Genomic DNA, 25615 nt, shown 5'->3' on the forward strand with positions numbered 1-25615 from the left:
GGGGGATACAACATCGGGGGTATACATGTCGCAGCGATTGTTGCCAACAACGCGACCGCAGGTGTCGGGGCACAGGTTCATGCAGCGCCGTGTGGAGCACGGCCTGATCTACGGCGATATCCGGATGATCCATGACCCGCTGGCGGCGCGGCGCCGCGCGGGGATCTTCGGGGCGGTCGGGGTGGTGCTGATCGCCGCGGTGATGGGGCTATTCGCCTGGATGAGCCCGAACCCGCACCCCGGCGAAGCCCCGATCGTGCGAGCTACTGACGGCGGCCTGTTCGTGCGTGTCGACGGCACCTTGCACCCTGTGACGAACTTGACTTCCGCTCGCCTCATCGCCGGGGAGGCCGCCGAGCCTGCCCGCGCCGGTGGGGACTACTTGGCCACGGTGCCGCGCGGCCTGCCAGTGGGCATCGTCGCGGCTCCTGGGATGTTTGCCCCTGAGGCCACGGAGGCGCATGCCTGGTCCGCGTGCCACACCGAGGGCAAGGTCACGGTGGTCGCGGGTCAGGCGCCTGCGCCGCTACCGAGGGGTACGGCGGTGCTGGCGGTGGCGGATCACCGTGAGTGGGTCGTCGATGCGCACGGTCGCAGGCAGCTGCCGCCATCCACCACGCCGGAGGGGCGCATCATGCGCCGTGCCCTGGGGATCGACGCCACGACGCCGCGCTGGTCGCCGCCGAACGCGGTGCTCGGCGCTCTGCGCGAGGGACCGGCGTTCACGCTGCCACCGCGCCTCCCTGAGGTACTGCGCACCCCGGAGGCCACCTGGGTGCTTACGGAGCACGGCGGTGTGCAGCAAGTCTCTGACACGGCCGCCCAAGTGCTTCTCGACGCCGGCGCCGCCTCCCGCGACGTCAACCGCGCAGACATCGCGCATTACCCGGACGCGCAGCCGCCACTGGACCTGCGCATCCCGCACGAGGCTCCGCGCTGGGTGCAACCCACACAGGACACGGTGTGCGTGAACGACAAACGTGGCGCAGCCACCTGGCCGAAGGATGCCGGTGGCGTGCTTGAAGGGGCGATTGCGCTGGCGGGGACGGGCACCGCGACCCACTTCGCGGGACTACGCGAGGGCGCCGTCGGCGTGGATACAGGGCAAGGCCTACTCGTGGTGTCGCCGGAGGGTGCCCGCCACGAGGTCGCCGGGCAGGCCACCCTCGAGCTGATCGGTGTGCGCCACACCGAGGAAGCGCCGTGGCAGATCGTTGCGCTTCTCCCAGCCGGAGCTCCGCTCGAGCGGTCGGTGGCGCTGAAACCGGTGGCGTCTTAGAGCCCGCGGCGTCCGCGGCCCCCACGGAGGGAGCGCGCCACGATCGTCAGCGCGATGCATGCCAAGAGCCCACCGAGTGCCAGCCCGGCGCGCCGGGCCGCAAGGGATGCGGTGGGCAACGGTGCGTCGATGGTGGTGACGGTTGCCTCGCGCGGTGGCGTGGGTGGGAGTTGCGTGACGATGTCTTCTGGGCGCAGCGCCCCGCCGTTGGGTTCCGCGGCGGCGTAGACGATCTCACGCACTTGTTGCGGTGAGAGGTGTGGATAGCGCTCGAAGAGGAGGGCGATGGCGCCACTGACGACGGGTGCGGCGAAGCTGGTGCCCACGTAGGGCTGCACGGTTGGTGTGCCGTCGGGTTGGAGCTCGCCGGTGATGCCGGTGGCGAACCCTGCGCCGTCGGACGCGAGGACCACGGGTGTGGTGCCGCGGGCGGAGAGCGGCGGCTTTGGGGATGCGATGGAGTAGTCGGCGACAGTGTGGGCGTCCTCGCGTGCGCCGACGGCAAGGACCGTGGGCATGTGCGCGGGGAAGACGGCGAAGCCGTGGGCGCATTCGTTGGTGGCGTTGCCGGCGGCGGCCACGACGACGGCACCGGAGGTTTCGGCGCGGTGGAGCGCGGCCTCCAGCTCGCGGGTGTCCAGGCTTGCGGCGAGGTAAGGCGGCATGCAGGAGACGATTGAGATGTTGATGACGCGTGCGCGTTCGTCGACGGCGTTGTTGATGGCGTCAGTGAGGGTGGCGAGTGATCCCGCGGCCTGCTCTTCGCGGTAGTGCGCGGAGGTTTGCCGGATTGAGATGAGGTGCGCTGTGGGCGCGATGCCGAGGTCGCGGCTGGCGATGATGCCGGCGACGATGGTGCCGTGGCTGTCGCAGTCGAAGAATGGATCGGGGTCGTCGGGTGTGACGAAGTCTCGGCCGGGTGTGACCGGCGGCAGTTGCGGGTGCCGCGCGATGCCGGTGTCGATGACGGCGACGCGCACCCCGCGTCCACTCGCGTGGCTGCGGGACGCGGCGACGGATGGGTCAAGCTCCGGTGGCGTGTTTCGGTCTAGTTGCAGGTGCGCAGGGCGGGCACAGGCGTAGTCCTGGGCCTGCGCCGGTGGGGCCGGGATCGAGATTGGCAGCGTCGTTCCAACGGCGAGCGGGACGCAGAGGGTGACGAAGAGGCGTCGAGAAGCAGTGGTGCGCATGGGCTTAGAGCCCCCGGATGAGGTCGAACAGCCCGGTGAGGTGCACCGCGAGCGGGATGACTGCGATGATGGCGGCGGCTTCGGCGCGCTCGAACCACACCACCGTGGTTGGCTCGAGGTCAGGCACGCGGCGCGACCAGATGACGGCGGTAGCGCACACAATGGCGATGCAGCCTGCGGCCACGAGGAACGCTGGGTGCGGGCTTGGCTCGTATACGGTGGCGAGCACCACAGCACCGAGCGCGCCGAGGGCCAGCGCCGTCAGCGCGATGCGCGGGGTGGGGTAGTGGTGACGCACCGCGTGGATGAGTAGCGCGCCAGCCACGCAACCGGCGAGTGCGACGCGCCAGCCAAGTGCGGCGTCCATCGTGGCAATGCCGTAGAGCGCCGGTAAGCAGCAGGTGGTCACGGCACATGCAATCGCAGCGGATACGGTCAGCGCGGTGCGGCTGCGCGCATCGACATCATGCTGGTACACATCCGAGCGGTCAAATTCCTCGCCAGCGGTGGGGATGCGTGGCACCTTCAAGCCCGCGGCGGCCGTGGCGATATGGGGCGTGAGCATGACCAGCAGCAACCCGAGCAGCACGACCACCGCCGCCCCCGCGTGGTGCTGCGGCAACCACGCACCGAGCGAGGCCGCGGCAAGGAGCAGCGCGCACACCGCCGCGAAGGTCGCGACGGCCGCACCGCACAGCCTGAGCATCGCGCCGATGACCACGCAGGCCACGGCGGTGATCGCGGCAGCCAGCATCCCGATTGCCGTATCGCTCGACCCGTCCCACGTAGCCGGAGGCCCAGCCACCCAGGCGCCGACTGCGAAAGGGGCCGCGCACAGAAACGCCCCGTAAACCGCGCTGCTTCGCGCCGCGAGCGACAGCACCAGCGCCGCCGCAGCCGCCAGGCCCGCGCCGAACGCCACTCCGCCGACCGTGCCAGCCACCGCTGCAATGCACAGCAGGCCCAGCATCGTCGCGCCGATGTGCAGGCCACGCACATCGCGTGCAGAAGCCGCCGCGGCGCTGAGCGAGTGGGCCGCGTCGCGGATCACGGGCGGTGCCGCCTGCTCCTGTGGGCGCATCACCACCGTCGCTCCGTTTCGCATCTTGAGCTGGTACAACGGCACGTGTCCGTCCAGTGGGATGCCAGCTACGTTGGTGAACTCCCAAGGGCGGTGCAGCTGCGGCAGTTCCACGAAGCGCGCGATCTCGGGTATCAGCTCGTAGAGCGACGAGGACGTCGGCAAACTGAGATCGATATCGCGGTGAAGCGAAGCGACGTCGATACGAATGGTGACGTGCACGATGTGATGCGTTGCAGAAACTGCCACGATGAATCCCCCCGGAAAACAAACAAATGCGCGACTTGGCGCTTAACTTGAACAATGTAGCGCACCATCGCCTAGAATGCATGCAGACGTTGCGCGAGGGGGAATGCGCAACCGGGGAAATGCATGAGGGGGAATGCATGCTAGGTCTTGACCACGAACCAGTCGTGACACCATCGACGGCGCACACACTCGCGCCGCCACCACCACTGCCGACCGGCCAACTCCGCGCCGAAGCGGTACCGCAGGCGCACAAGGACCAGCCGATGCCGCTGCTGAAAGTGCTGCTGCCGGTGGTCATGGTGGTTGCCATTGGTGCTGTGATGGCGCTGATGGTGATGTCCGGGCGCACCGTGAGCCCAATGATGCTCATCTTCCCGGTCATGATGCTCTTCGGCATGGTCACCATGTTCTCTCCACAGGAACGCCAGGGCGACATCGACGAGACGCGCCGGGTCTACCTGCGCCACCTGGACGCCCTCGCTCACCGGGCGCGCAGCAACGCCGAGGTCCAGCGCGAGCACGCCGAATATCTCCACCCGGCACCGAACGCCCTGCTCACGGCGGTGCCTGCGGAGCGTGTCTGGGAACAGTACGCCGCCTCGCCGTACGCGCTGCAGGTGCGCATTGGTGTTGGCGCGGTGGCACTGCATACCCCAATCGAGGTCGACGACCCTGGCTCGCCCGAGGACCTCGACCCGGTGTGCGCGGTGAGCCTGCGCAGGACGGTCGCCGCGGTGAACACGATCCAAGAGATGCCGATCGTGGTGGCGCTCAATGCGTTTCCCGTGATCACGATGGTGGGGCCGCGTGCGGCGGAGGTCGCGCGCTCGATCATTGCCCAGCTGGCGTTTTTCCACGGCCCGGAGCTCGTCGGCATCGACGCCGCCCAGGCGCCGAGAGAATTTGAGTGGGTGAAGTGGCTGCCGCACTCCGCCACGCCGGAGGCGGCCGAGTTCCAAGTCATACTTCTCGACGCCACCACCCACCCCTCCGTGATCTCCTTCAGCACCAGTGCCTCCAGCAGCGAGAACGTGTGCGTGCTGGTTATCCACCCGGACCCGGACTGGTTGGTGGATGAGGAGGCGTTCCACCTTGTCTGCGACGACGAACTCCACGCGCTGACCGGGATGGGCCTAGAGTTTCTGGGCAGGCCCGACAGGATTAGTGTCGCAGAGGCGGAGCTGATCGCGCGCCAACTGGCGTTCTATCGCCGCCCCGAGCTGCTCAGCGCCGAAAGCGCCTCCCACGGAGGCAAGCTGCTCCCGATGCTCGGCATCAACGACATCGCCGAGCTCAACGAGCACACCATGTGGACCGGACGCGAAGGCACCCGACAGCGCCTCATGGTCCCGATTGGCTCGACTGCCCAGGGCCAGGCCCTCTACTTGGACCTGAAAGAGTCCGCCCAGGGCGGGATGGGCCCGCACGGGTTGTGCATCGGTGCGACGGGGTCTGGTAAATCGGAACTTCTAAAAACACTCGTTGTGGCGCTCGCCGCGACGCACTCGCCGGAGGAACTCAACCTCGTGCTCGTGGACTTCAAAGGCGGCGCAACCTTCCTCGGCTGCGAGTCCTTGCCTCACACCTCGGCGGTCATTACCAACCTGGAGGACGAATCCATCCTGGTTGAGCGCATGTACGACGCCATCTCCGGTGAGATGAACCGACGTCAGGAGCTACTGCGCAAGGCGGGGAACTACGCCAATATCACCGACTACACCGCGGCCCGGCTCGCGGGCGAGGACCTCGCGCCGCTGCCGGCGCTAGTGATCATCCTGGACGAGTTTTCTGAGTTGCTCAGCCAACACCCGCACTTCGCTGACCTGTTCGTGGCCGTCGGCCGACTTGGCCGCTCGCTGGGCGTGCACCTGCTACTTGCCTCCCAGCGCTTGGAGGAGGGCAAGCTGCGCGGGCTGGACTCGCACCTTTCTTACCGTATCGGCCTCAAGACGTTCTCCGCGGCCGAATCCCGCCAGGTGCTCGGCGTGCCGGACGCCTACGAGCTACCCAGCGAGCCCGGCGCGGGCTTCTTGTCCACGGGCTCAGGCGACTTGGAGCGTTTCCGCGCGGCGTACGTGTCGGGGCCGCTGGAGCGCGCCCGCGGCGTGACCAGGCGCGAGGCGGCCGTGGAGGTTCGCCTGTTTCACGGGTGGGAGCCTCCGCCGGTGGAGGACGCGAAGGAGAGTGTCGGTGTCGATACTGATGCGACGACGACGTTGCTGGCGGCGGTCGTCGAGAAGTCGAGGGAGGTGGCGGATGCCCTGGGCATGCGGGCGCACCAGGTGTGGCTGCCGCCGTTGCCTGCACAGATCGAGCTTTCGCAGGTCTACGGTGGCAGTGAGTCGATGCCGAAGCTGCGGGCGATTATCGGGGTGATTGACGAGCCGATCAAGCAGCGCCAGGTGCCGCTCGTGCTGGACCTGTCGGTGGCGGGTGGCCACGTGGCGCTCGCGGGTGGACCGCAGACGGGCAAGTCGATGGCGGTGCGCACGATGGTGGCGTCGCTCGCGCTGCGCCACTCCACTGACGAGCTGTGCTTCTACATTATCGACGCCGGCTCCGGCGACTTCAGCGACGTCGCCGAACTGCCGCATGTGGCCGGTGTTGCGCAGCGCACGGACGAGGAGCGCGTGCGCCGCGTCGTCGACGAGCTGGTCGAGATGCTCGACGACTCGCAGCGGCGCACGAAGCGCCACACCGTGTTGATTGTGGACGGCTGGCACACGTTGCTCGCACCGGATGCGAAGACGGAAGACTTGCGTGAACCGCTGACTCGTCTTGCTGCGGAAGGCCCGGCTGTGGGCATTCACCTGGTTGCGACTACGCAGCGTTGGAATGCGATCCGTGCGAACGTCCGTGACGTGATCGGCACAAGGATTGAGCTGCATCTTACTGAACCGATGGACTCGGTGATTGATAGGAAGGTGCAGGCGAAACTTCCCGCGCTGCCGGGCCGCGGCATTACCGAAGAGGGGGCGTTCATGCTGGTCGCGCACACCTCCGCGCAGGACGTGGCACACGTCCGCGCAGCGACGCAGGGTCAGCCTCCGGTGCCACGCCTAAGGGTGCTGCCGAGTCACGTGGAGGTTGCGGACCTGCTCACCTCGGGAGGCCAACGTCTGCCACTCGGCGTCGGTGGACCCCGACTTGCACCGCTGTGGAGCGAGTCTGGCCACCTGCTGGTCATCGGTGCGAGCGGTGCTGGCAAGTCCACAGCGATTGCCTCGGCCATCACCGCGATTGAGGCGATGGGCCGTGAGCAGGCCCGCATGGTGATTCTGGATGTGCGCCGCGCGCACCTCGGGCGGGCGAACCCAGACATGGTGGCGGCCTACGCAGCCTCTACCAGCGCCGTCGACGAGGCGGTCAGTGCGCTGATCACCACGCTGCGCGGCAGGCTACCCGGGTCGGATGTGACCCCGCAGCAGCTCGCGCAGCGTTCCTGGTGGGAAGGCCCGGAGCTCTATCTCGTCATCGACGACCTCGAGCTCGTCCCGGAGGACACCCTGCGCGAGCTGGCCACGCTGTTCCCGCACGCCCGCGACATTGGCCTGCACGTGGTGGCCGCCCGCAAGTTCGGCGGAGTATCGCGCGCCATGTTCGGCAGCTTCCTGTCCTCGCTGAAGGACCTGTTGCCCGACGTCGTCATCCTCGACGGAACCAGGGACGAAGGCGCGCTCTTCGGGGTGCGTCCAGTCCCACAGCCGCCCGGCCGAGGCCTGCTCGTCCAGTCAGGTGAGGCCCGTGGCCTGGTCCAAGTCGCAGCACCCTACCCAGAAGGAGGCACTCTATGAAACCCGATCTTCGCATCACCATGACGTCCACGAACACCGTGTTCACCGGCGCCGCCAACGTCCACCGTTTTGACGGCCCCGGCCCGCGGGAAGTCGCGCAGTACGTGCGCGGGCTCTTCGGGCCCGACCCGGGCGGCGCCGTGATTCAGATCGCCGCGAGCCCCGAGGACCTCGATCAGTTTGAGCAGGCCATGAGCGGCTACGACGTCACTATTACCGCCGAGCGCCTAGAGGTAGAGGCTGACCCTCCGACCGAAGAGCAACCCGCGATTACGGCCGTAGACCTTGCGCCACGTCGCGCGTGGTGGCCGTTCGTCGCGCTCGGCGCCGCAGTGGTTGTGGTCGCAGCAATCTGCGGGTTCGTGCTCTTTCGTTTCTTATCGACGCCCTCTTCGCCCACGTCTGCCCAGGCTTCAGAAGGGGCGACATCGACCACTGTGCTGCACAGTCAACCGACGGCCTCGCGGGCGTCAACAAGCCCCTCTCCTTCTATTGCGAGCGAGCCTACCGCCGTGCGAATCGCGCAGGACGGACTTGCGATTGAGCTGCCTCCCGGGTTCCAACTCGCGCAGCACGAGCAGGGCTGGATGGCAACAGGCGCCGACCCCGACATGCGCGTACTGATCTCCGCAGAGAACCGCTACACGCTGCCGCCCGAGCAGTTCGTAGCGCAGCTGCTCGGGGGTATCGAGCGCGACCCCGAGCTCACGCTCGTGGATCACAACCTCCACGCCGTGACGTACCGCGAGACCGCCCCCGGAGGCGCCGAAACGCTGTGGCGAACTTGGGCGCAGGATTCTTACCAGCTTTTCGTGGCGTGCCAGACGCGGCAGGCGCCCAGCAGGGTGCAGCAGGCGACGTGTCAGATGGCCTTCGACACCGCCGAATTCACGCCACCGACAGGAGAGGGGTGAGGCAAACTCGCAGCATAAACGTGGTGGGAGGGTGGGGAGAAAAGTTTCTTCAACATTGAGGGAACCGGAGCACCAAAACGTGCGTCCAACTATATGAACAGCTTGGAAGGCTGTCGTTACAACCAAGACACAGTACCTAGTAGGGGGATTGAACATGGAACAGTTCAGAACAGAAGCCGACGTCATGCGCGCAACTGCCGACCGGGCAGATGACACCAACGCAAACGTCAACCGAGAAATCGACCGCGTGCAGCAGGTCGCGGAGTCCACGCGCAGCTACTGGGTGGGCAATGCGCAGCGCAGCTTCGATGACCTGATGGTCCGCTACGACGACGCGCAGCGACGCCTCTCCGAAGCGCTGCGTGACATCGCGAACAACATCCGCGACAACGCCAAGAACTACGAGAGCACCGACGCTACGAACACCGACAACTTCCGTTCGCTGTCCGGTTCCGCGGGCTTGGCTCTCTAAAACGCTCCCAGCGGTTCTCAGCAGACACAACGACCATCTTCCGAATGTAAAGGGACATACTCATCATGCAAATCAAGTACGACTTCGCTCAGATCGCCAACGCAGCTGAAGACATGCGCTCGTCGGCGACCCGCATCACCAGCCAGCTCAACGAGCTGAAGCAGATCATCCAGCCGATGGCGCAGACCTGGGAGGGCACCGCAGCGTCCGCGTACCAGGCACACCAGGCGAAGTGGGACCAGGCCGCAGAGGATCTGAACACCATTTTGAACCAGATCGCCAGCACCGTTGAAGACGGCAACTCCACCATGCTCGCGGTAAACAATGCCGCGGCAAACAGCTGGGGATAACTACACAGAAGCTTGCTGAACAGCAAGGCGCCAGGGGGAGCGTCTTGCTGTTCAGTGCTTTGTGCTGTAAAGTTTGCAGCTTGTGTGCCGTGCTGCTTGTCGGGTCTCCACCGGCCGCCGTCTGAGCGGGATACAGCGCACAGTTTTATACGTTATGGCCGGCAGCCAACTAGACAGACTTGAAGGAGTCATGCATGTCTACTTACCACCCAAAGAGCGGTGACATTACCCGTAAGTGGTACGTCATCGACGCCACGGACGTGGTCTTGGGCAAGCTTGCGTCGACTGCAGCGGATATCCTGCGCGGCAAGCATAAGCCACAGTTCGCACCGAACGTTGACACCGGCGATCACATTATCGTGATCAACGCCGAGAAGGTCCACATCTCCTCGAACAAGCGCGATCGCGAGATGCGCTACCGCCACTCCGGCTACCCGGGTGGTCTGACTGCTATGACGCTTGGTCGTGCGCTCGATGAGCGTCCGGACCGCGTTATCGAGGAAGCTGTCAAGGGCATGATGCCGCACAACAAGCTTTCCCGCGAGTCCATCAAGAAGCTTCACGTCTTCGTCGGCTCCGAGCACCCATACGAGGCTCAGAAGCCGGAAACCTACGAGTTTAAGCAGGTGGCACAGTAATGGCTGATCAGAACAACATTGCAGCTGAGACCGACATCGACGCGGCAACCGCGGCGACGGAAGAGTTCAACTACACCATCGGTGACGCTATTGCTCCAGAGGTCGAGGAGACCCAGGACACCGTTGAGGTTGCACCGCTGCACGAGGGCCCAATCCAGACCGTTGGTCGTCGTAAGCGCGCAATCGCTCGCGTGACCGTCGTTGAGGGCGAAGGCAAGATCACGGTCAACGGCCGTGAGTTCGAGGACTACTTCCCGAACAAGCTGCACCAGCAGGACATCCTGCTGCCGCTGACCCTGCTCGAGCGCGAGGGCCAGTTCGACATCAAGGCAAACATCAAGGGCGGCGGCCCAACCGGTCAGTCCGGTGCGCTGCGTCTGGCGATTGCCCGTGCGCTGAACATCTACAACCCGGCTGAGCGCCCAACCCTGAAGAAGGCTGGTCTGCTTACCCGTGACGCTCGTGCGGTCGAGCGTAAGAAGGCTGGTCTGCACAAGGCCCGTCGTGCACCGCAGTACTCCAAGCGTTAATCACTACGCTGGTTGTATCATCAACCGCCCCCTGGCACTGGCCGGGTGGGCGGTTGTTGTTTTTGTATAGCTGTCGGTAGTGCATAATAAACAGCATGACTCGATTGTTTGGAACTGATGGTGTCCGAGGTCTCGCCAATGAGCGACTGACGGCGTCGTTGGCACTGAAGCTCGGTGCCGCCGCCGCGACCGTACTAACGAAGGACCGTGAGTCCTCGAAGCGCCGCCCGACGGCGCTGATTGGCCGCGACCCACGCGTGTCCGGCGAAATGCTTGCGGCAGCGATGGCTGCGGGCATGGCGTCGAAAGGTGTGGATGTCCTGCGTGTCGGCGTGATTCCTACTCCCGGCTTGGCGTACCTCACTGATGACTACGGTGCGGACATCGGTGTGATGATCTCCGCGTCCCACAACCCCATGCCGGATAACGGCATCAAGTTCTTCTCCGCGGGTGGCCACAAACTGCCTGATGAGGTCGAGGACGAAATTGAGAGGGCTCTCGACACGCTTGAAGAAGGTGGGCCAACCGGCACCCGTATCGGCCGCGTGATCGAGGAGGCGCCGGACGCGCAGGATCGTTACCTGGCGCACCTCAAAGAGGCGATGAGCACCAGCCTGAAGGGCATCAAGGTCGTTGTGGACTGTGCGAACGGTGCGGCGTCCGAGGTCGCCCCGAAGGCGTACGAGGCCGCCGGTGCCGAGGTTGTGGCGATCTACAACGAGCCGAACGCTTTCAACATTAACGATGGCTCCGGTTCCACTCATATGGACAAGATCCAGGCGGCCGTCGTCGAATACGGTGCTGATCTTGGCGTGGCACACGACGGTGATGCGGACCGCTGCCTCGCCGTCGACGCTGAAGGCAACATCATCGACGGTGACCAGATTATGGCGATCTTGGCCTGCGGCATGAAGGCCGAGAACAACCTGCGCGACAACACGCTCGTAGCCACGGTCATGAGCAATCTGGGACTTACCCTCGCCATGGAGCGCGAAGGCATTGCACTGAAGCAGACCGCGGTGGGCGACCGTTACGTTCTCGAGGAGCTCAACCGTGGGGACTTCTCGCTTGGTGGCGAGCAGTCCGGCCACATCGTTGTCCCGGAGCACGCCACGACTGGCGACGGCACGCTGTCCGCGCTGCTGCTGATGGAACAGATGGCGGAAACCGGCAAGAGCCTCAAGGAACTCGCACAGGTGATGCAGGTGCTGCCACAGGTACTCATCAACGTGCCGGTGTCGGAGAAGTCCAAGATTATGAGCTCGCAGGAGGTGCTGGCTGCGATCGATGAGGCCGAGGAAGAGCTCGGGCACTCGGGTCGCGTGCTGCTTCGTCCTTCCGGTACTGAGGAGCTGTTCCGCGTCATGGTGGAGGCCGCCGAGGAAGAACAAGCCCGAAAGGTGGCGGGTCGCCTCGCAGCAGTCGTTGCGGCAGTGTAGAGTCCGTTGGTAAGAAATTTGGCCTCGCGGGGAACCGCGGGGCCGTTGGGGGAGTCTAACTAAGAGAAGTAGTTAGAACTGTCGGTGGTGAGCCGACGTGGATTTTGGGGGAAATTTTGAACATGGTGAACACGGTAAACACTGTGCACAACAAGGGCGTCAGCCTCAACGTTGACGCGGTGCGGTCATATTTTGCCGACGCCATCTCCGCCTACGAAGACACCGCCACGGACTTTGCCCGCCAGCAACCAGACCTGGGTGCGGACGACTTCGGTGCCGGTTTTGCCTTGCAGGGCCAGCGCATCACGGCGGCGATGCAAGCGGTCTATGCGGACTCGCTCCGGTTGTTGCAGGAGCGAACGCAGCAGTGGGAGGGGATTCGCAGCCTTGCACAGGAGGTCCGCGACGCTGACGAGGACGCCACCGATGGCATTTCGGGGGTGGGTTCCGCATGGTAACCAGCGACGTTGTCGAACAAGGGGTGCAGCGCTTCTCTCAGTCAGTTGCGACGGCCCCAGCCCTGGAGGGGCCTGAGCGCGACCAATTGCAGGCACTAGCGAAGGAAGTCATTCGGGAGCTGCAGGCCACCCGCTGCCAGGACCTACGCGGCTTCCACCAGGTCGGTGTCTCGCTGTCACAGTTCAATTGTGACGCCGTGGGCTACAGGTTTTCGTTGAAGGCGCCTTGCCAGGATACGCCGGGCAGTAAAGAGTGGTTTGAGCAGATCGGCGTGGGGTCGCGGGAGCGATGCTCGGCAGATTCGGAGACGCAGCACTTTACACGCCTAAATGAGCTGGGAAGCTCGATTACCTCGTGCTGCAGCGCTATAGATGATGTCAAGAAGACGTCCAACCTGGCGGTGGAACAGTTCGTGGTCCTTGCGCACTCGCACCTTGAGATACTTGCGAAGCTTGGAATCGCCACTCTGATTCGCCCATTGGTGCAGGTCGTAATTGATGCGATGCGGCAGGCGAGCCAGACAGCGAAAGAATGCAACGTGGCTGTCGCTGAGTGCCTCGATGCGATCGCGGTGTGCGTGGAGGAAGCACAACAGCCTTGCAGTCAGGCGCCCGGCGGAAAGCCAGTTGGAAGTGCGCCTGCTGCGGCGCCAGCGACGGCTGCGCACGCAGCCGGAAGCAGCTCGACCGCCAGTGCGAGTGTTGCCGCGCCGCCTGCTGCACCAGCGCCAGCACCAGTGCCTGCCCCTGCCCCTGCTCCTGTGCCGCCGACACCGCCGCAGCCGTGCGAGCGCCTTGTTTCTCTGGAGAGCGTCGGCACGCAGTCCGCGTCAGCGGCGCTGGCAGGTGCGGCAGGGATCAACGTGGCCTTTAACTTCGACGTCGATGTGCATGTTAACGCGCCCATCGAGGCCGTGACACGCGACGCAGCGGCGTTGTTCGCACCGGTACAGGAGCAGTGCGACGCTGCGCAGGCGTTCACGGGCGCGTTTGCACAAACGGGCGCGGCCGTCGTCATTGAAAGCATCAACGTCTTTGCAGCAAATATCGACGCGGCCTGGCAGTGCGCGACGGAGGCTGTGGAGGTGCCGTGTGACGTCGCGGAACCAACACCACCGGCACCGCCGGCACCCGAGCCCGCTCCTGCGCCGGAGCCTGCACCGGCAGTCGACGAAAACGGTGTGTTCGTGCCACCTGAGCAACTCGGCGAGGTGGAGCAGCCACCAGTGCCGGCCGAAAAGCAAGCGATGACGGCACCGGCGGCAGCAGAGACGTCATCAGAACAACACGCTGAGCAGCAGCAAGTCGATACAGACCCGGCTGATGCTTGGGGCGTCAAGAAATTGGGGGAATGGTAAATGGATTTTTCAAGGTTTGCAGCAGAGTACCGTCAGCGCACGGCGATGCGGATGGAGAACTTTGAAAAGATGATCGCTGAGCACCATCGCCAAATGGAGATGATGCTTACCGAGCAGCGAAGGGCCGCCGCGCTTGGCTACAAACGCCAACCTGTTGTCATTCCACAGGGTGGCGAGCGGTTGTTCCCGTTTCGCCGCCCGCCGCAGGGCGGAATCGCGTCTATCCGTACCGAGGCACGCCCCAACGCCCCGGAGGCACAGGGGGAGATGAAGCGTGCTGGTCAGCCCGGCACGTTAGAAGAATGAGAAGAGGCTGTCATCCTTGGTGAGGCCCGCCAGCTCAGCGAGGTCCTCACCGGTATAGGACGTGACGTTCTTTCCTTCGGCGTCCGGCTCGGAGTAGGAGGAGTACTTCTTCTCCCCGGCTAGCTGGTGCAGGAGGAACCCGGTGAGCAGGCCGCGCACTGTGGTCTGCAGGGAGGCGCTCGACTTGCCCAGGCCGAGCAGGCGCTTGGTCAGTGAGTCCTCCGAGAAGCTCTGCTGCTCGCCTTTCTTGACGCTGCGGTAGGCCACCTCGCCTGCCCAGTTGTATGCGAGCTTGGCGGGGTTGCCTGGATCGAAGAGCGAGTCACCGTCCTCGCCGGGGCCGATGATGAGCCCTGGGCGAAGCGCGCGCCGGGCCGCCTCTACTGCGGAGGGCGCCACGTTCGCCGGGTAAATTGCGGCGACTGCCTGCACCTTCGGGTTTTCTGCCGCGGTGAGTACGGCAGCGCCGCCACCCATGCCGTGGCCAACGACGCCGAGGCGCTGTGGGTGGATGCTAATCTTGCCGTTCCCGAGGCGCACCCCAGTCAGGATTTGCAGGGCGGTTTCTAAATCGGCGGCGAAGCCAGCGTGGTCGGGGCGCCACCCCTTTTCTGTATCTGGCGCAGCGACCGCAATGCCCCAACTGGCCAGGTGGCGAAGTGTACCGTGGTAGTCGTCGACACTCTGGCGCCAGTCGTGGCCGAAGGCGACGGCAGGGAGGTTCTTGCCCTCTGCAGGCGTGTACACCTTGCCCGGCAACCCGGTGTACCCGAGATCGCCCTCTAGCACCTTGTGTGGGCCTCGTTTGGACAGTTCAGCTAACTTCTTCAATTTCGCAGACACGCAACCTACCCTACTTGAATTCTGCAGTACTGAAATAGCGCTTCAGCGTTTTTGTGGTTTAGGGTTAGGGGCCAGATCGAGACAGGGCCGAGATTCAGCCTGATGGAGCCGCGCGGAAGGAGCAAGACATGCTTGGAGCGTTGTCCTTTGCGTTTATTGATTCCATCAACGTGTTGTTGATCGGGGTCATCGTGGCAGTCGGCGTGGTCGCCTCCCAGGCGCAGCGGCAGTACGCGAAGATTACGGCGCTGCTCATTGCTGGCGACTGGCTTGGGGTGGCGAGTCTCGCGGCGGTGATGTTGTTCGTATTCGATGGCCTCGGTCCGGTGGTGCAAACGTTTGTCGAAGGCCCCATTTTCGGGTGGCTCCTCATCGCTACTGGTCTCCTGACCGCGGTGCTCGCGCTTCGCGGGGGAGACAACCACGCGTTGATTGAACGGGTGATGCGCCCGCTGCGAGCACCCAACGCGCTGACGGTGCTGACGGGGTTTGTGCTGGGGATCGTCCAATCGGCGACGTCGATGCCGTTCTTCGGCGGGCTTGCGGTGCTGTCTGCGACGGGTCTTGATACCGCGACGAAGTACAGCTTCCTGGTGCTCTACGCGACGGTCGCGCTGTCCCTACCCACGCTGTGCGCCCTGCTGGTCGGTTGGGTGCGGGCGAAGCCGGACTCGGTTGCTGGACGAGGTTTCGCGTGGGCGCGCTCACACCCGGATACGGTTGGTTTGACCGCGACGTGGGTGGTATCGCTGCTGCTAGGTGTAGTCGGCGTGGCGCATTTGCTGTGATCGTTGTTCAATAGATGCCCATGAACGCTTTAAAACTTCGCATTGACCTGGCGGCGATTGCCCACAACACGAGGCAGATGCGCCGTCAGGCTGGTGGCGCGCGCTTGATGTGCGTGGTGAAGGCGGATGCCTATAACCACGGCGCGGCGAAGTGCGTCCCCATCATGGAGGCGAACGGTGCGGATGCGTTCGGCTGCGCGACGATCGCGGAGGCGGCTAGTGTGGCGAAGCTGACGTCGAAACCCGTGATGGCGTGGCTGTGGGCTCCGGGGGAGGAGCTGGTGGAGGGCATTGAGATGGGTGTGCCGAGTCTTGCGCACCTGCGCGCGCTTATTGACGCCCCCTTCGTCCCCACCGTGCATCTGATGATCGACACGGGGATGAACCGCTCGGGCGTAGATGAGGAACAGTGGCCGGAGCTGTTCGCGATGGCCGCCGAGGCGCAACAGGCCGGTCAGATCCGTGTGGCCGGGCTGATGAGCCATTTTGCGTGCGCGGATAACCCAGCGGACCCGTACACGGACCGGCAGCTGGCGACGTTCCGTGAAGCGCTCAACCAGGCGCACGAGGCGGGGCTAGAGGACCTGGTGAACCACGTGGCGAACTCGCCGGCGACGTGGACGAGGGACGACGCCCGCTTTGAACAGATCCGTCCCGGGATTGGCCTGTACGGGTTGGAAGCAATCGACGGCACCGACAACGGGCTGCGGCCCGCGATGAGCTGGGTCGCAACAGTGACCGCGGTCAAACCGATCCGCGCGGGGGATCCGGTGAGCTACTCAGGGACATGGACTGCGCCCGAGGACGGGTTTACCGCCGTGGTGCCCGCCGGCTACGCGGACGGCGTGATGCGCATCTGGCAGGACCGGATGGACGTCACCATTGACGGAGCCCGCTACCCCCAGGTGGGTCGGGTGTGCATGGATCAGATTGTGGTGTGGCTGGGCGCAAACGAAGCCGGTGTCGCGCCGGGCGATGAAGCGGTACTTTTTGGCGCCGGCGGCGTGAGTGCGGACGAGTTCGCGCTGCGGGCGAACACCATTCACTACGAGGTGCTGTGTGCACCGAAAGGACGGACAGTGCGGGAGTACGGTGGCAGGCGCGTATGCGAGACGCGCGAGGAAACGCAAGCGTTGGGGCGTGAGCTGGGGGAGACTTTGCGCGCCGGGGACGTGGTGATTCTCGACGGCCCGCTCGGCGCCGGGAAAACCACGCTGACGCAGGGCATTGCCGAAGGGATGCAGGTCAAGGGGCGTGTGACGAGCCCAACCTTCACCATCGCCAGGGAACACCGCGCGAAGGAGGCGGAGGGGGCGTCGTTAATTCATGTCGATGCCTACCGCCTGTTGGGGGAGGGCAGCTCTGGCGACCCGCTGGGTGAGCTCGATGCTCTCGACCTTGAGTCGGAGCTCGACCGCAGCGTCGTGGTGGCCGAGTGGGGTGGTGATCTCGCAGCTCACATCGCCAGTGAATACCTTTTGGTCACCATTGACCGCACCACGCTCGTGGAGCAAGACGAAGACAGTGAGGGCCGCATCATCACATGGCGGTGGGTGCACACAGAATAGGAAGATGTAGGCTGTAGGCCATGCTGAAGCTGAACAATACTAGCCGTGGTTGGGTCGCTATTGCGTGTGCACTGTGGGTGATTGTGCTCGTTGCTCTCATTTTCATCCCACTGACCAAGCCGTCCCCAATGGCGGCTGCGACGCCAACGAATTCTCTTTCCCGCTCCCTTGAAGAGGTCAAGCCTGGTGGTGAAGCCGTTGCGGGCCAGCTCATCGACCTGACTCGCGTCTACGACAAGGACTACATCGGGTTCACCACGCTGTGCCCGAACGAGCCGGACCAGCTGCTGCTGAGCAAGCTGCAGGCGCTGAACCTTGACCAGGACCGCTTCGATTTCTCCGGCGACTGGGGTTACATGCTGCTGTTCGACGAGGACCAGAACGCGGAGATCGACCTGGACAAGGTGGAGCTTTCCAAGGTGAACATCTGCTCCATCCCGCAGTCGGAGATGTTCCCAATGAATACGCCGCTGCCGTTCCACAAGGACGGTAACGGCTGGGTCATGGGAGTAGCGGCTTAATGCTGACGCTGGCGCTCGATACAGCCACGCACGACCTCGTTGTCGGCGTGGGCGAGCAACAGTCGCGCCGCGTGGATGCACAGCGGGTAATCAGAACCCGCTCGCATAACGAACTTTTGGTCCCCACTGTCAACGAACTACTGGCGGAAGCGGGCTGCACCTACGGTGCGCTCGAAGCCGTCGTCGTTGGCGTGGGGCCTGGCCCGTTTACGGGGCTTCGCGTAGGCATGGCCACCGCGTCCGCCTTCGGGCAGGCGCTGGGGGTGCCGGTGTACGGGGTCTGCACCCACGACGCCATCGCCGCGGAAGCCGGGGACACCACCGGGAAAAGCGTGCTAGTGGTCACTGATGCGCGCCGCCGCGAGGTGTACTGGAGCCTCTACCGTGACGGACAGCGCGTCGACGGCCCACACGTCAGCGCTGCCAGCGCGATCGACGTCGAGGGCGACGCGGTGGACCTCCTCGTTGTCCCAGAAGCGCTGCGTGAGACTGTGACTGTCGCGGCTGGTGAGGTACGCGATCTCGCGCCGGGTGTTCGCGGCTTGCTCGCCGCGTGCGATCCATCAGATACGCCGGAGCCACTCACACCGCTGTACCTGCGCCGCCCGGACGCCGTGCCGCCGAAGCCGCGCCCGCGCTCTGCTGCGCTGCCGGACATCAAACTGTGAATATCCGGGAGCTCACACCCAGCGACGCAGACGCAGTCGCGGCGCTGGAGGCGGTGCTGTTCGCTGGCGAGACCCCGTGGTCGCGGGAGGTGCTGCTGACGCAGTTCGCGCAGCCGTACACGTTCTATATCGGCGCCTTCGACGACGAGGGCGCAATTCTGGGGTATGCGGGCCTTGCGATGCTGGGCCCGCGCAACGACCCGGAGTTCGAAATTCACACCATCGGCGTCGCGCCCGAGGTGCAGCGCCGCGGGGTGGGCAGGGAGCTGATGGACCAGCTCGTCCACACCGCCGACCTTCTCGACGGCCCGATGTTCCTCGAGGTGCGCACCGACAACTCCGCGGCGCTTGGCATGTATGAGCGCTACGGCTTTTCCGTGGTTGGCACCCGAAAGAATTATTATCAACCTTCTGGCGCGGACGCGTTTTCCATGATGCGTCCGCGGAAGAGCGAAAGGGAGCAGGCATGATTGTTGCCGGGATTGAGTCATCGTGCGACGAGACGGCCGTTGGCATTGTCGACGTCCACTCCGACGGCACCATGGAGATCCTTGCGAACCAGGTGGCGTCTTCGATGGAGCAGCACGCACGCTTTGGTGGCGTGGTGCCCGAGATCGCGTCGCGTGCCCACCTTGAGGTGATGCCACAAGTGATGGCCGCGGCACTGGAAGAGGCCGGTATCGATGCCCCGGACGTGGTTGCGGCGACGATCGGGCCTGGTCTTGCCGGTGCGCTGCTGGTCGGCGCGTCCGCTGCGAAGGCCTACGCGGCGGCGTGGGGTGTGCCGTTTTACGCCGTGAACCACTTGGGTGGGCACGTGGCGGTGGCGAACCTGGAGGGCCAGGAGCGGCTCCCGCACTCGGTGGCACTGCTGGTCTCTGGTGGGCATACGCAGTTGTTGGAGGTTGAGGCCGTTGGCAAGCCGATGCGCGAGCTTGGCTCCACCCTTGATGACGCCGCCGGCGAGGCCTACGACAAGGTCTCGCGCCTGCTTGGGCTTGGCTACCCGGGCGGCCCGGTCATCGACCGCTTGGCAGCGAAGGGTAACCCGGATGCGATTCCGTTCCCGCGCGCGCTCAGTAAGGCCGACGATCTGCGGGGCGAGCACCGCTTCGACTTCTCGTTCTCCGGCTTGAAGACTGCCGTAGCGCGCTACGTGGAAAAGGCGGAGCGCGAAGGCTGGGTGGTCAACGTGGAGGACGTGTGCGCGTCGTTCCAGGAGGCGGTGTGCGACGTACTCGTGCGCAAGGCGCTGCTGGCACTGGAGGAGACCGGTGCGAAGACGCTGTTGCTCGGCGGCGGGGTGGCGGCGAACAGTCGCCTGCGAGGACTTGCCCAAGAACGTTGCGAGAAGGCTGGCGTGGAGCTGCGTGTACCGCGCTTCGGGCTGTGCACCGATAACGGCGTGATGATCGCGGCGTTGGCGGGCCAGCTCATCCATGAGGGGGCCAAGCCTTCGGAGCTGTCCGTGGCGACGGATACGTCGTTGGAAGTGGAGATCCCGCTCGTTCACCAGTAAAGATTGGTGAGTGTCGTCACAATGTTGAGTGTTAGCACTCGCAGGGGTAGAGTGCTAACAAGGTTGTGGAGAGCGCAGTTGTACACCCGCGACGACGGCTGGGCCTTCAAATAACCGCAAAACTACTGAACTGATAGATACAACATTGAAGGAAGGCGTTCAGATCATGGCAAACGTCAACATCAAGCCACTGGAAGACAAGGTTCTGGTACAGATCGCTGAGGCGGAGACCACGACGGCATCCGGCCTGGTTATCCCTGATTCCGCTGCTGAGAAGCCACAGGAGGCAGTTGTTATCGCTGTCGGCCCTGGCCGCTTGGATGAGCAGGGCAAGCGCATTGCTGTCGACGTCAACGAGGGCGACACCGTGATCTTCTCCAAGTACGGCGGCACCGAGCTGAAGTACAACGGTGAAGAGTACTTGCTGCTTTCCGCTCGCGACCTGCTGGCCGTCGTCGAAAAGTAATTGAAGGGGGCGTAGCCACCAATGGCAAAACTTATTGCATTTCATCAGGAGGCCCGCGAAGGCATCAAGAAGGGTGTTGACACTTTGGCGGATACCGTCAAGGTCACTCTTGGCCCGCGTGGCCGAAACGTTGTGCTTTCGAAGTCGTGGGGTGGCCCGACCGTTACCAACGACGGTGTGACGATCGCCCGCGACATCGACCTCGAGGAGCCGTTTGAGAACCTCGGTGCGCAGCTGGTGAAATCCGTCGCCGTGAAGACGAACGACATCGCCGGTGACGGCACCACGACCGCGACGCTGCTCGCGCAGGCGCTGGTCACCGAGGGGCTGCGCAACGTTGCCGCTGGTGCGAACCCGATCCAGCTCAACAAGGGCATCCAGGCTGCGGCTGAGAAGGTCATCGAGGAGCTGAAGTCGCGTGCGACGGAGGTTTCTTCGTCCGCCGAGATTGCCAACGTTGCCACCGTTTCCTCCCGCGACCCTGAGGTCGGCGAGATGGTTGCCGGTGCGATGGACAAGGTCGGCAAGGACGGCGTCGTCACCGTCGAGGAGTCCCAGACGATCGACTCGTTCGTCGACGTCACCGAGGGTGTCTCCTTCGACAAGGGCTTCCTGTCGCCGTACTTTATGACGGACCCTGACGCCGGCCAGGCGGTGCTGGAAAACGCCCGCGTGCTGCTGGTCCGTAACAAGATTTCCTCGCTGCCGGACTTCCTTCCGCTGCTGGAAAAGGTTGCGGAGGCATCCGTCCCGCTGCTGATCATCGCCGAGGACGTCGACGGTGAGCCGCTGCAGACGCTCGTGGTGAACACGCTGCGCAAGTCCCTGAAGGTTGTCGCCGTGAAGTCGCCGTACTTCGGCGAGCGCCGCAAGGCCTTTATGGATGATTTGGCTGTAGTGACCAATGCGACGGTCATCGACCCTGAGGTTGGCATGGCGCTCAAGGACGCCACGCTGGATGACCTTGGCTCGGTGCGCCGCGTCACCGTGACCAAGGACGACACCGTGCTTGTCGACGGCGCCGGTTCCGCCGAGGACGTCGAGGAGCGTCGCAACCAGATCCGCCGCGACATCGAGGCGACGGACTCCACCTGGGACAAGGAGAAGATGGAGGAGCGCCTGGCGAAGCTGTCGGGTGGCGTCGCCGTCATCCGCGTCGGTGCCGCGACTGAGACCGAGGTCAACGAGCGCAAGCTGCGCGTCGAGGACGCCATCAACGCTGCCCGCGCGGCAGTCGAAGAGGGCATTATCGCCGGTGGCGGTTCCGCACTGGTCCAGATCGCACGCGACCTGGAGGAATACGCGGAGTCCTTCGAGGGCGAGCAGAAGACTGGCGTGTTGGCGGTTGCCCGCGCGCTGGTGAAGCCGGCGTTCTGGATTGCGGACAACGCTGGGCTGGACGGCTCAGTTGTTGTGTCGAAGATCGCAGACATGGCGAACGACGAAGGCTTCAACGCCGCAACGATGGAGTACGGCAACCTGGTTGAGCAGGGCATCATTGACCCTGTGAAGGTGACGCACTCCGCGGTTGTCAACGCTTGCTCGGTAGCCCGCATGGTGCTGACCACGGAGGTTTCTGTGGTGAACAAGCCGGAAGAAGCTGAGGAACACGCACACGGTCACGCGCACTAATTAGTGTTTGTGACGAGGGGAGCCCGGACGGATATATGCCGTTCGGGCTTTTGCGTTCCTGATGGGTCAGGCTTTGGGAATGGCATGCTCGGCGCTGTACCCTTAGGCGATACTGGAAAGGAGTCGGGCGTCGCGTATGAGCGGTATAGATACTGATGACGTGAATGCGCAGCTTGCGCAACTGCTGCCTGCTGCACAGTCCGGTGATGATCGGGCGACGCAGCGCGTCGTTGCGCTCATTTATCCATTTGTGCTGCGCTACGCCCGCGCCCGCATTGGCGGTGGGCGCACCCCGACCCCGGAAGACGTTACGCAGGACGTGTGCTTTGCAGTAGTCAAGGCGCTCAGTACCTATAAGGACCAGGGTAAGCCGTTCATGGCATTCGTGTACGGGATTGCATTTAATAAGGTGACGGATGCGCACCGCAGCTATGCGCGAGACCGAATGCTGCCTACCGAAGATATCCCCGATGGGGTATCGCAAGAGGCGGATCCAGAGGGATATGCGCTGGATGTCGACGCGAGTAACAAAATGCGCGAGCTGCTCGATGTACTCAATGAGAAGGCGCGAAATATCATTATTCTTCGCGTATTTGTTGGCCTTTCGGCGGAAGAAACAGCAGAGATTGTTGGCGGGACAGCTGGGTCGGTTCGTGTCGCACAGCACCGTGCCCTGGCTCGCCTGCGTGAGGCCCTTGAAGAAGAGGAGTCTGCGAAATGACACGTGATGCTCACCGCATCCCGCAGTTTGATGAGCTGTTGGCGGATGACGCCCTGTTGACCAAAGCGTCACGTGGAGAGGACCCTAGCGACGGCACCGATCCGCTTTTGGGCCTGATGGGTGCGCTGCGCGAGGACGTCGAGCGTCCGATGCCGGAGCCGCCATACATAGCGCCCGTGGCGGCGCCTGCGCGCAAGCAGATGAACCCGTGGCTCAGTGGGCTTGTGGGCGCGGCAGCAGCCACCGCAATCGTTGCTGGAAGCGGGGCAGTGTTGTACAACGTGACTCCTGATTCCCCTCTGTGGCCAGTAGCCTCAACCGTGTTTGGGGAGCGGGCGTCGGTCATGGAGCTTGCGAGCACGCTCGACGAGATGGAAGTAGCCAGCGATGAGGGTAACGGCGACGCTGTGCGTGCCCTGGTGTTACAGGCCAAGGCGTTGCTTGACTCCATGGATGTGAAGAAGACGCAAGGGTCTGAGCCCACGGTGGCGTCGACAATCCCCGAGGTGACGGTGACGCGCACCGTGACTGTGACGGTGACACCTGAGCCGCGCGAACCGGTGACGGTGACGCAGGTGGTCACGGAGCAGCCTGCCGTCGAGCAGCATTCCTCCGCGCAGCCGACAGTGAGTGCGGAACCGAGCGGTGCGCACGTGCCGGCTACTACAGGCAAGGACGCCGCGCCGGAATCGCCAGTGGCGACGACCTCCCCCAAGCCGGTTGAGCCCCCGGCGTCAGCCTCGCCGCAGCACTAGCGCCCGGCGGACTCGATGCCGTCCATGTACCCCAGCGCGTAATCCCACGTGACATAGGCGTTGACGTCCGGGTTAGCGCTTGGTTCGTGGACGGGCGGCAGCGCGTTGTTGAGCGTGGAGATCATGTTTTGCTCCATGATGTCCCAGTCGTAGTAGTGCGTCTGCTCGCAGTCTTCACACATGAAGAAGATCCCGAGGATGCCGCGGGGGCGCAGGATACGTTGTGCGTCGCGGACGTGGGCGAGGTCGTGAATGATCGCCTGCCGCTCCTCGCTGCTTAAGGGCTCCGGCTGTTCGTCGTCCTCGATGAACGATGCCGGGTCGTTCGGGTCGTTTGCGAACGGGTCGAGTGGCATCATGTCGTCGTAATTCACACCGATCAGCCTATTGTGTGGGGAGTAGCAAGGCCAATTAGCCATGTGCGTTGGGATTTTTCGACGCCGCTGTGTGTCGTGTCGCGCGACGTTATATCATGGCTGAAAACCAATGTCGGGTACACCGCGCGCGGAAGGAGAAGTTGTCAATGGCAAACGAGCGAGTTCTTACAGGTGGGGATGACCCGCACAAGGTTGCACTGCGGGGCTTGACCTTTGATGATGTGCTGCTGCTGCCAGCCGAGTCGCACATTGTGCCGGCCGAAGTGAGCACGAGCTCGCAGTTCAGCCGCAACATCAAGCTGGGTATCCCGATCGCATCGGCTGCGATGGATACGGTCACGGAGTCGCGGATGGCGATCGCGATGGCGCGCCAGGGTGGCATTGGCGTGCTGCACCGTAACCTGAGCGCTCAGGACCAGGCGGAGCAGGTTGACATCGTAAAGCGTTCTGAGTCCGGCATGGTCACCAACCCGGTGACCGCCACACCGGACATGACGATTCGTGACGTCGACGCGCTGTGCGGCCGTTTCCACATCTCGGGCCTGCCGGTGATCGACGCCGACGAGCGCCTGGTGGGCATCATCACCAACCGCGATATGCGCTTCGAGCCGGACTACGACCGCAAGGTCGCAGAGGTGATGACACCGATGCCGCTGGTTGTGGCGGATGAGGGCGTCGATAAGCAGGAGGCACTTGCGCTGCTGTCGGCGAACAAGGTGGAGAAGCTGCCGATCGTGGACAAGGCAGGCAAGCTGGTTGGCCTGATCACGGTGAAGGACTTCGTGAAGAGCGAGCAGTACCCGAACGCGTCGAAGGACTCGAACGGCCGTCTGCTTGTTGCCGCTGGTATCGGCACTGGTGAAGAGTCCTACGAGCGTGCCGCGCTGCTCGTTGAGGCGGGTGTCGACGCCCTCGTCGTCGACTCTGCGCACGCACATAACAACCGCGTGCTGGAGATGGTGTCCCGTGTGAAGAAGGACTTCGGCGACCGCGTTGACGTCGTCGGCGGCAACCTGGCAACGCGCGAAGCCGCGCAGGCCATGATCGATGCCGGTGCGGACGCGATCAAGGTTGGCATCGGTCCTGGCTCCATTTGCACCACCCGCGTTGTTGCGGGCGTCGGAGCACCACAGATCACGTCCATCCTGGAGGCTTCCGTACCTGCTCACAAGGCCGGAGTACCGATCATCGCAGACGGTGGCATGCAGTTCTCCGGCGACGTTGCTAAGGCCCTCGCCGCTGGCGCATCGACCGTCATGCTCGGCTCCATGCTCGCAGGCACCACTGAGGCACCCGGTGACGTCGTGGTTGTTGGGGGTAAGCAGTACAAGCGCTACCGCGGCATGGGCTCGATGGGCGCGATGCAGGGCCGTGGCCTGACCGGCGAAAAGCGCTCCTTCTCCAAGGACCGCTACTTCCAGGCAGACGTCACCAGCGAAGACAAGCTGGTGCCGGAGGGCGTCGAGGGCCGCGTTCCGTTCCGCGGAGATATCGACGCCATCACCCACCAGATCGTCGGTGGTCTGCGCGCCGCGATGGGCTACACCGGCTCCGCCTCGATCGCAGAACTGCAGACGAAGCAGTTCGTCCAAATCACCACGGCTGGCTTGCGCGAATCGCACCCGCATGACATCACGCAAACGGTTGCAGCGCCGAACTACCACAACTAATCCTTTCTGACTGGCTCCTGAAGGAGAGA

Annotated in this window: 26 protein-coding genes; 22 read left to right on the forward strand and 4 right to left on the reverse strand. The window is 64.1% G+C overall.

All coding sequences use genetic code 11. The features are described 5' to 3' along the window. The first annotated feature begins 25 nt into the window (after window positions 1-25). Window positions 26-1279, forward strand: coding sequence for a type VII secretion protein EccB (eccB, locus tag KBP54_RS02180; protein WP_070477576.1), 1254 nt, complete (start codon window positions 26-28; stop codon window positions 1277-1279). Here the strand turns inward: eccB and KBP54_RS02185 are convergent. Next, entirely contained in the window at window positions 1276-2469 is a 1194-nt protein-coding gene (locus KBP54_RS02185; RefSeq protein ID WP_256000516.1) for a S8 family serine peptidase, read from the reverse strand. The genes eccB and KBP54_RS02185 overlap by 4 nt on opposite strands. Before the next feature lie 4 nt (window positions 2470-2473). Next, window positions 2474-3799, reverse strand: a complete 1326-nt coding sequence (gene eccD, locus KBP54_RS02190; protein ID WP_256006182.1) for a type VII secretion integral membrane protein EccD — start codon at window positions 3797-3799, stop codon at window positions 2474-2476. A 137-nt stretch (window positions 3800-3936) separates the two neighbouring features. Here eccD and eccCa point away from each other — a divergent pair, with 137 nt between their 5' ends. From eccCa to KBP54_RS02240, 10 genes are all read left to right on the forward strand, one after another. Beyond that, window positions 3937-7593, forward strand: a complete 3657-nt coding sequence (eccCa, locus tag KBP54_RS02195; protein WP_256000518.1) for a type VII secretion protein EccCa — start codon at window positions 3937-3939, stop codon at window positions 7591-7593. Continuing rightward, a complete protein-coding gene (locus KBP54_RS02200) occupies window positions 7590-8507 on the forward strand; it encodes a type VII secretion-associated protein (protein WP_256000519.1) in 918 nt (305 codons plus the stop codon). The genes eccCa and KBP54_RS02200 overlap by 4 nt, the downstream gene beginning before the upstream one ends. Before the next feature lie 154 nt (window positions 8508-8661). Further along, complete coding sequence (locus KBP54_RS02205; RefSeq protein WP_071567367.1) at window positions 8662-8979, forward strand: WXG100 family type VII secretion target; 318 nt, start codon at window positions 8662-8664, stop codon at window positions 8977-8979. 65 nt (window positions 8980-9044) lie between these two features. Continuing rightward, window positions 9045-9329 carry a WXG100 family type VII secretion target gene (locus tag KBP54_RS02210; protein ID WP_070477587.1) on the forward strand — a complete coding sequence of 95 codons (285 nt, stop codon included), beginning with the start codon at window positions 9045-9047 and terminating at the stop codon, window positions 9327-9329. A 194-nt stretch (window positions 9330-9523) separates the two neighbouring features. After that, window positions 9524-9967, forward strand: a complete 444-nt coding sequence (gene rplM / locus KBP54_RS02215) for a 50S ribosomal protein L13 (RefSeq protein WP_070363053.1) — start codon at window positions 9524-9526, stop codon at window positions 9965-9967. Then, window positions 9967-10497 (forward strand): 30S ribosomal protein S9, encoded by a 531-nt coding sequence (rpsI, locus tag KBP54_RS02220; protein ID WP_070363052.1) that lies wholly within the window; start codon window positions 9967-9969, stop codon window positions 10495-10497. Before rplM ends, rpsI begins: the two co-directional genes overlap by 1 nt. Before the next feature lie 95 nt (window positions 10498-10592). Then, on the forward strand, window positions 10593-11936 hold the full coding sequence (gene glmM / locus KBP54_RS02225) for a phosphoglucosamine mutase (RefSeq protein WP_070363051.1): 1344 nt from the start codon (window positions 10593-10595) through the stop codon (window positions 11934-11936). 122 nt (window positions 11937-12058) lie between these two features. Further along, on the forward strand, window positions 12059-12394 hold the full coding sequence (locus KBP54_RS02230) for a hypothetical protein (RefSeq protein WP_070477591.1): 336 nt from the start codon (window positions 12059-12061) through the stop codon (window positions 12392-12394). Continuing rightward, window positions 12388-13752: a hypothetical protein gene (locus KBP54_RS02235; RefSeq protein ID WP_070477593.1), complete on the forward strand. Its 1365-nt coding sequence runs from the start codon at window positions 12388-12390 to the stop codon at window positions 13750-13752. Before KBP54_RS02230 ends, KBP54_RS02235 begins: the two co-directional genes overlap by 7 nt. Beyond that, window positions 13753-14058 carry a hypothetical protein gene (locus KBP54_RS02240; RefSeq protein WP_070363048.1) on the forward strand — a complete coding sequence of 102 codons (306 nt, stop codon included), beginning with the start codon at window positions 13753-13755 and terminating at the stop codon, window positions 14056-14058. Here KBP54_RS02240 and KBP54_RS02245 read toward each other — a convergent pair. Further along, on the reverse strand, window positions 14047-14901 hold the full coding sequence (locus KBP54_RS02245; protein WP_070477595.1) for a dienelactone hydrolase family protein: 855 nt from the start codon (window positions 14899-14901) through the stop codon (window positions 14047-14049). The two genes, KBP54_RS02240 and KBP54_RS02245, sit on opposite strands and share 12 nt — an antisense overlap. Window positions 14902-15029: 128 nt before the next feature. Here KBP54_RS02245 and KBP54_RS02250 point away from each other — a divergent pair, with 128 nt between their 5' ends. From KBP54_RS02250 to KBP54_RS02295, 10 genes are all read left to right on the forward strand, one after another. Further along, window positions 15030-15689, forward strand: a complete 660-nt coding sequence (locus KBP54_RS02250; protein WP_070363046.1) for a GAP family protein — start codon at window positions 15030-15032, stop codon at window positions 15687-15689. A 20-nt stretch (window positions 15690-15709) separates the two neighbouring features. Further along, window positions 15710-17257 (forward strand): alanine racemase, encoded by a 1548-nt coding sequence (gene alr / locus KBP54_RS02255; protein ID WP_083290813.1) that lies wholly within the window; start codon window positions 15710-15712, stop codon window positions 17255-17257. 20 nt (window positions 17258-17277) lie between these two features. Next, window positions 17278-17778 (forward strand): hypothetical protein, encoded by a 501-nt coding sequence (locus KBP54_RS02260; protein WP_070363044.1) that lies wholly within the window; start codon window positions 17278-17280, stop codon window positions 17776-17778. Next, entirely contained in the window at window positions 17778-18446 is a 669-nt protein-coding gene (gene tsaB / locus KBP54_RS02265) for a tRNA (adenosine(37)-N6)-threonylcarbamoyltransferase complex dimerization subunit type 1 TsaB (protein ID WP_256000524.1), read from the forward strand. The genes KBP54_RS02260 and tsaB overlap by 1 nt, the downstream gene beginning before the upstream one ends. Continuing rightward, window positions 18443-18916, forward strand: a complete 474-nt coding sequence (gene rimI / locus KBP54_RS02270; protein ID WP_256000525.1) for a ribosomal protein S18-alanine N-acetyltransferase — start codon at window positions 18443-18445, stop codon at window positions 18914-18916. Before tsaB ends, rimI begins: the two co-directional genes overlap by 4 nt. Next, window positions 18913-19965, forward strand: a complete 1053-nt coding sequence (gene tsaD, locus KBP54_RS02275; RefSeq protein WP_256000526.1) for a tRNA (adenosine(37)-N6)-threonylcarbamoyltransferase complex transferase subunit TsaD — start codon at window positions 18913-18915, stop codon at window positions 19963-19965. Before rimI ends, tsaD begins: the two co-directional genes overlap by 4 nt. Window positions 19966-20131: 166 nt before the next feature. Then, window positions 20132-20431 carry a co-chaperone GroES gene (gene groES / locus KBP54_RS02280; protein ID WP_070363040.1) on the forward strand — a complete coding sequence of 100 codons (300 nt, stop codon included), beginning with the start codon at window positions 20132-20134 and terminating at the stop codon, window positions 20429-20431. Between the two features lie 21 nt (window positions 20432-20452). After that, window positions 20453-22063, forward strand: a complete 1611-nt coding sequence (gene groL, locus KBP54_RS02285; RefSeq protein ID WP_256006185.1) for a chaperonin GroEL — start codon at window positions 20453-20455, stop codon at window positions 22061-22063. A gap of 136 nt (window positions 22064-22199) precedes the next feature. Next, a complete protein-coding gene (locus KBP54_RS02290; protein WP_070363038.1) occupies window positions 22200-22784 on the forward strand; it encodes a sigma-70 family RNA polymerase sigma factor in 585 nt (194 codons plus the stop codon). Beyond that, window positions 22781-23539 (forward strand): hypothetical protein, encoded by a 759-nt coding sequence (locus tag KBP54_RS02295; protein ID WP_256000528.1) that lies wholly within the window; start codon window positions 22781-22783, stop codon window positions 23537-23539. Before KBP54_RS02290 ends, KBP54_RS02295 begins: the two co-directional genes overlap by 4 nt. Here KBP54_RS02295 and KBP54_RS02300 read toward each other — a convergent pair. Continuing rightward, complete coding sequence (locus tag KBP54_RS02300) at window positions 23536-23958, reverse strand: DUF5319 domain-containing protein (protein ID WP_070363036.1); 423 nt, start codon at window positions 23956-23958, stop codon at window positions 23536-23538. The genes KBP54_RS02295 and KBP54_RS02300 overlap by 4 nt on opposite strands. A gap of 104 nt (window positions 23959-24062) precedes the next feature. Between KBP54_RS02300 and guaB the strand changes: the two genes are divergently transcribed. Beyond that, a complete protein-coding gene (gene guaB / locus KBP54_RS02305) occupies window positions 24063-25586 on the forward strand; it encodes an IMP dehydrogenase (protein ID WP_070363035.1) in 1524 nt (507 codons plus the stop codon). Window positions 25587-25615 lie beyond the last annotated feature (29 nt).

The sequence above is a fragment of the Corynebacterium pseudogenitalium genome, from assembly GCF_024453815.1.
GTDB lineage: Bacteria > Actinomycetota > Actinomycetes > Mycobacteriales > Mycobacteriaceae > Corynebacterium > Corynebacterium pseudogenitalium.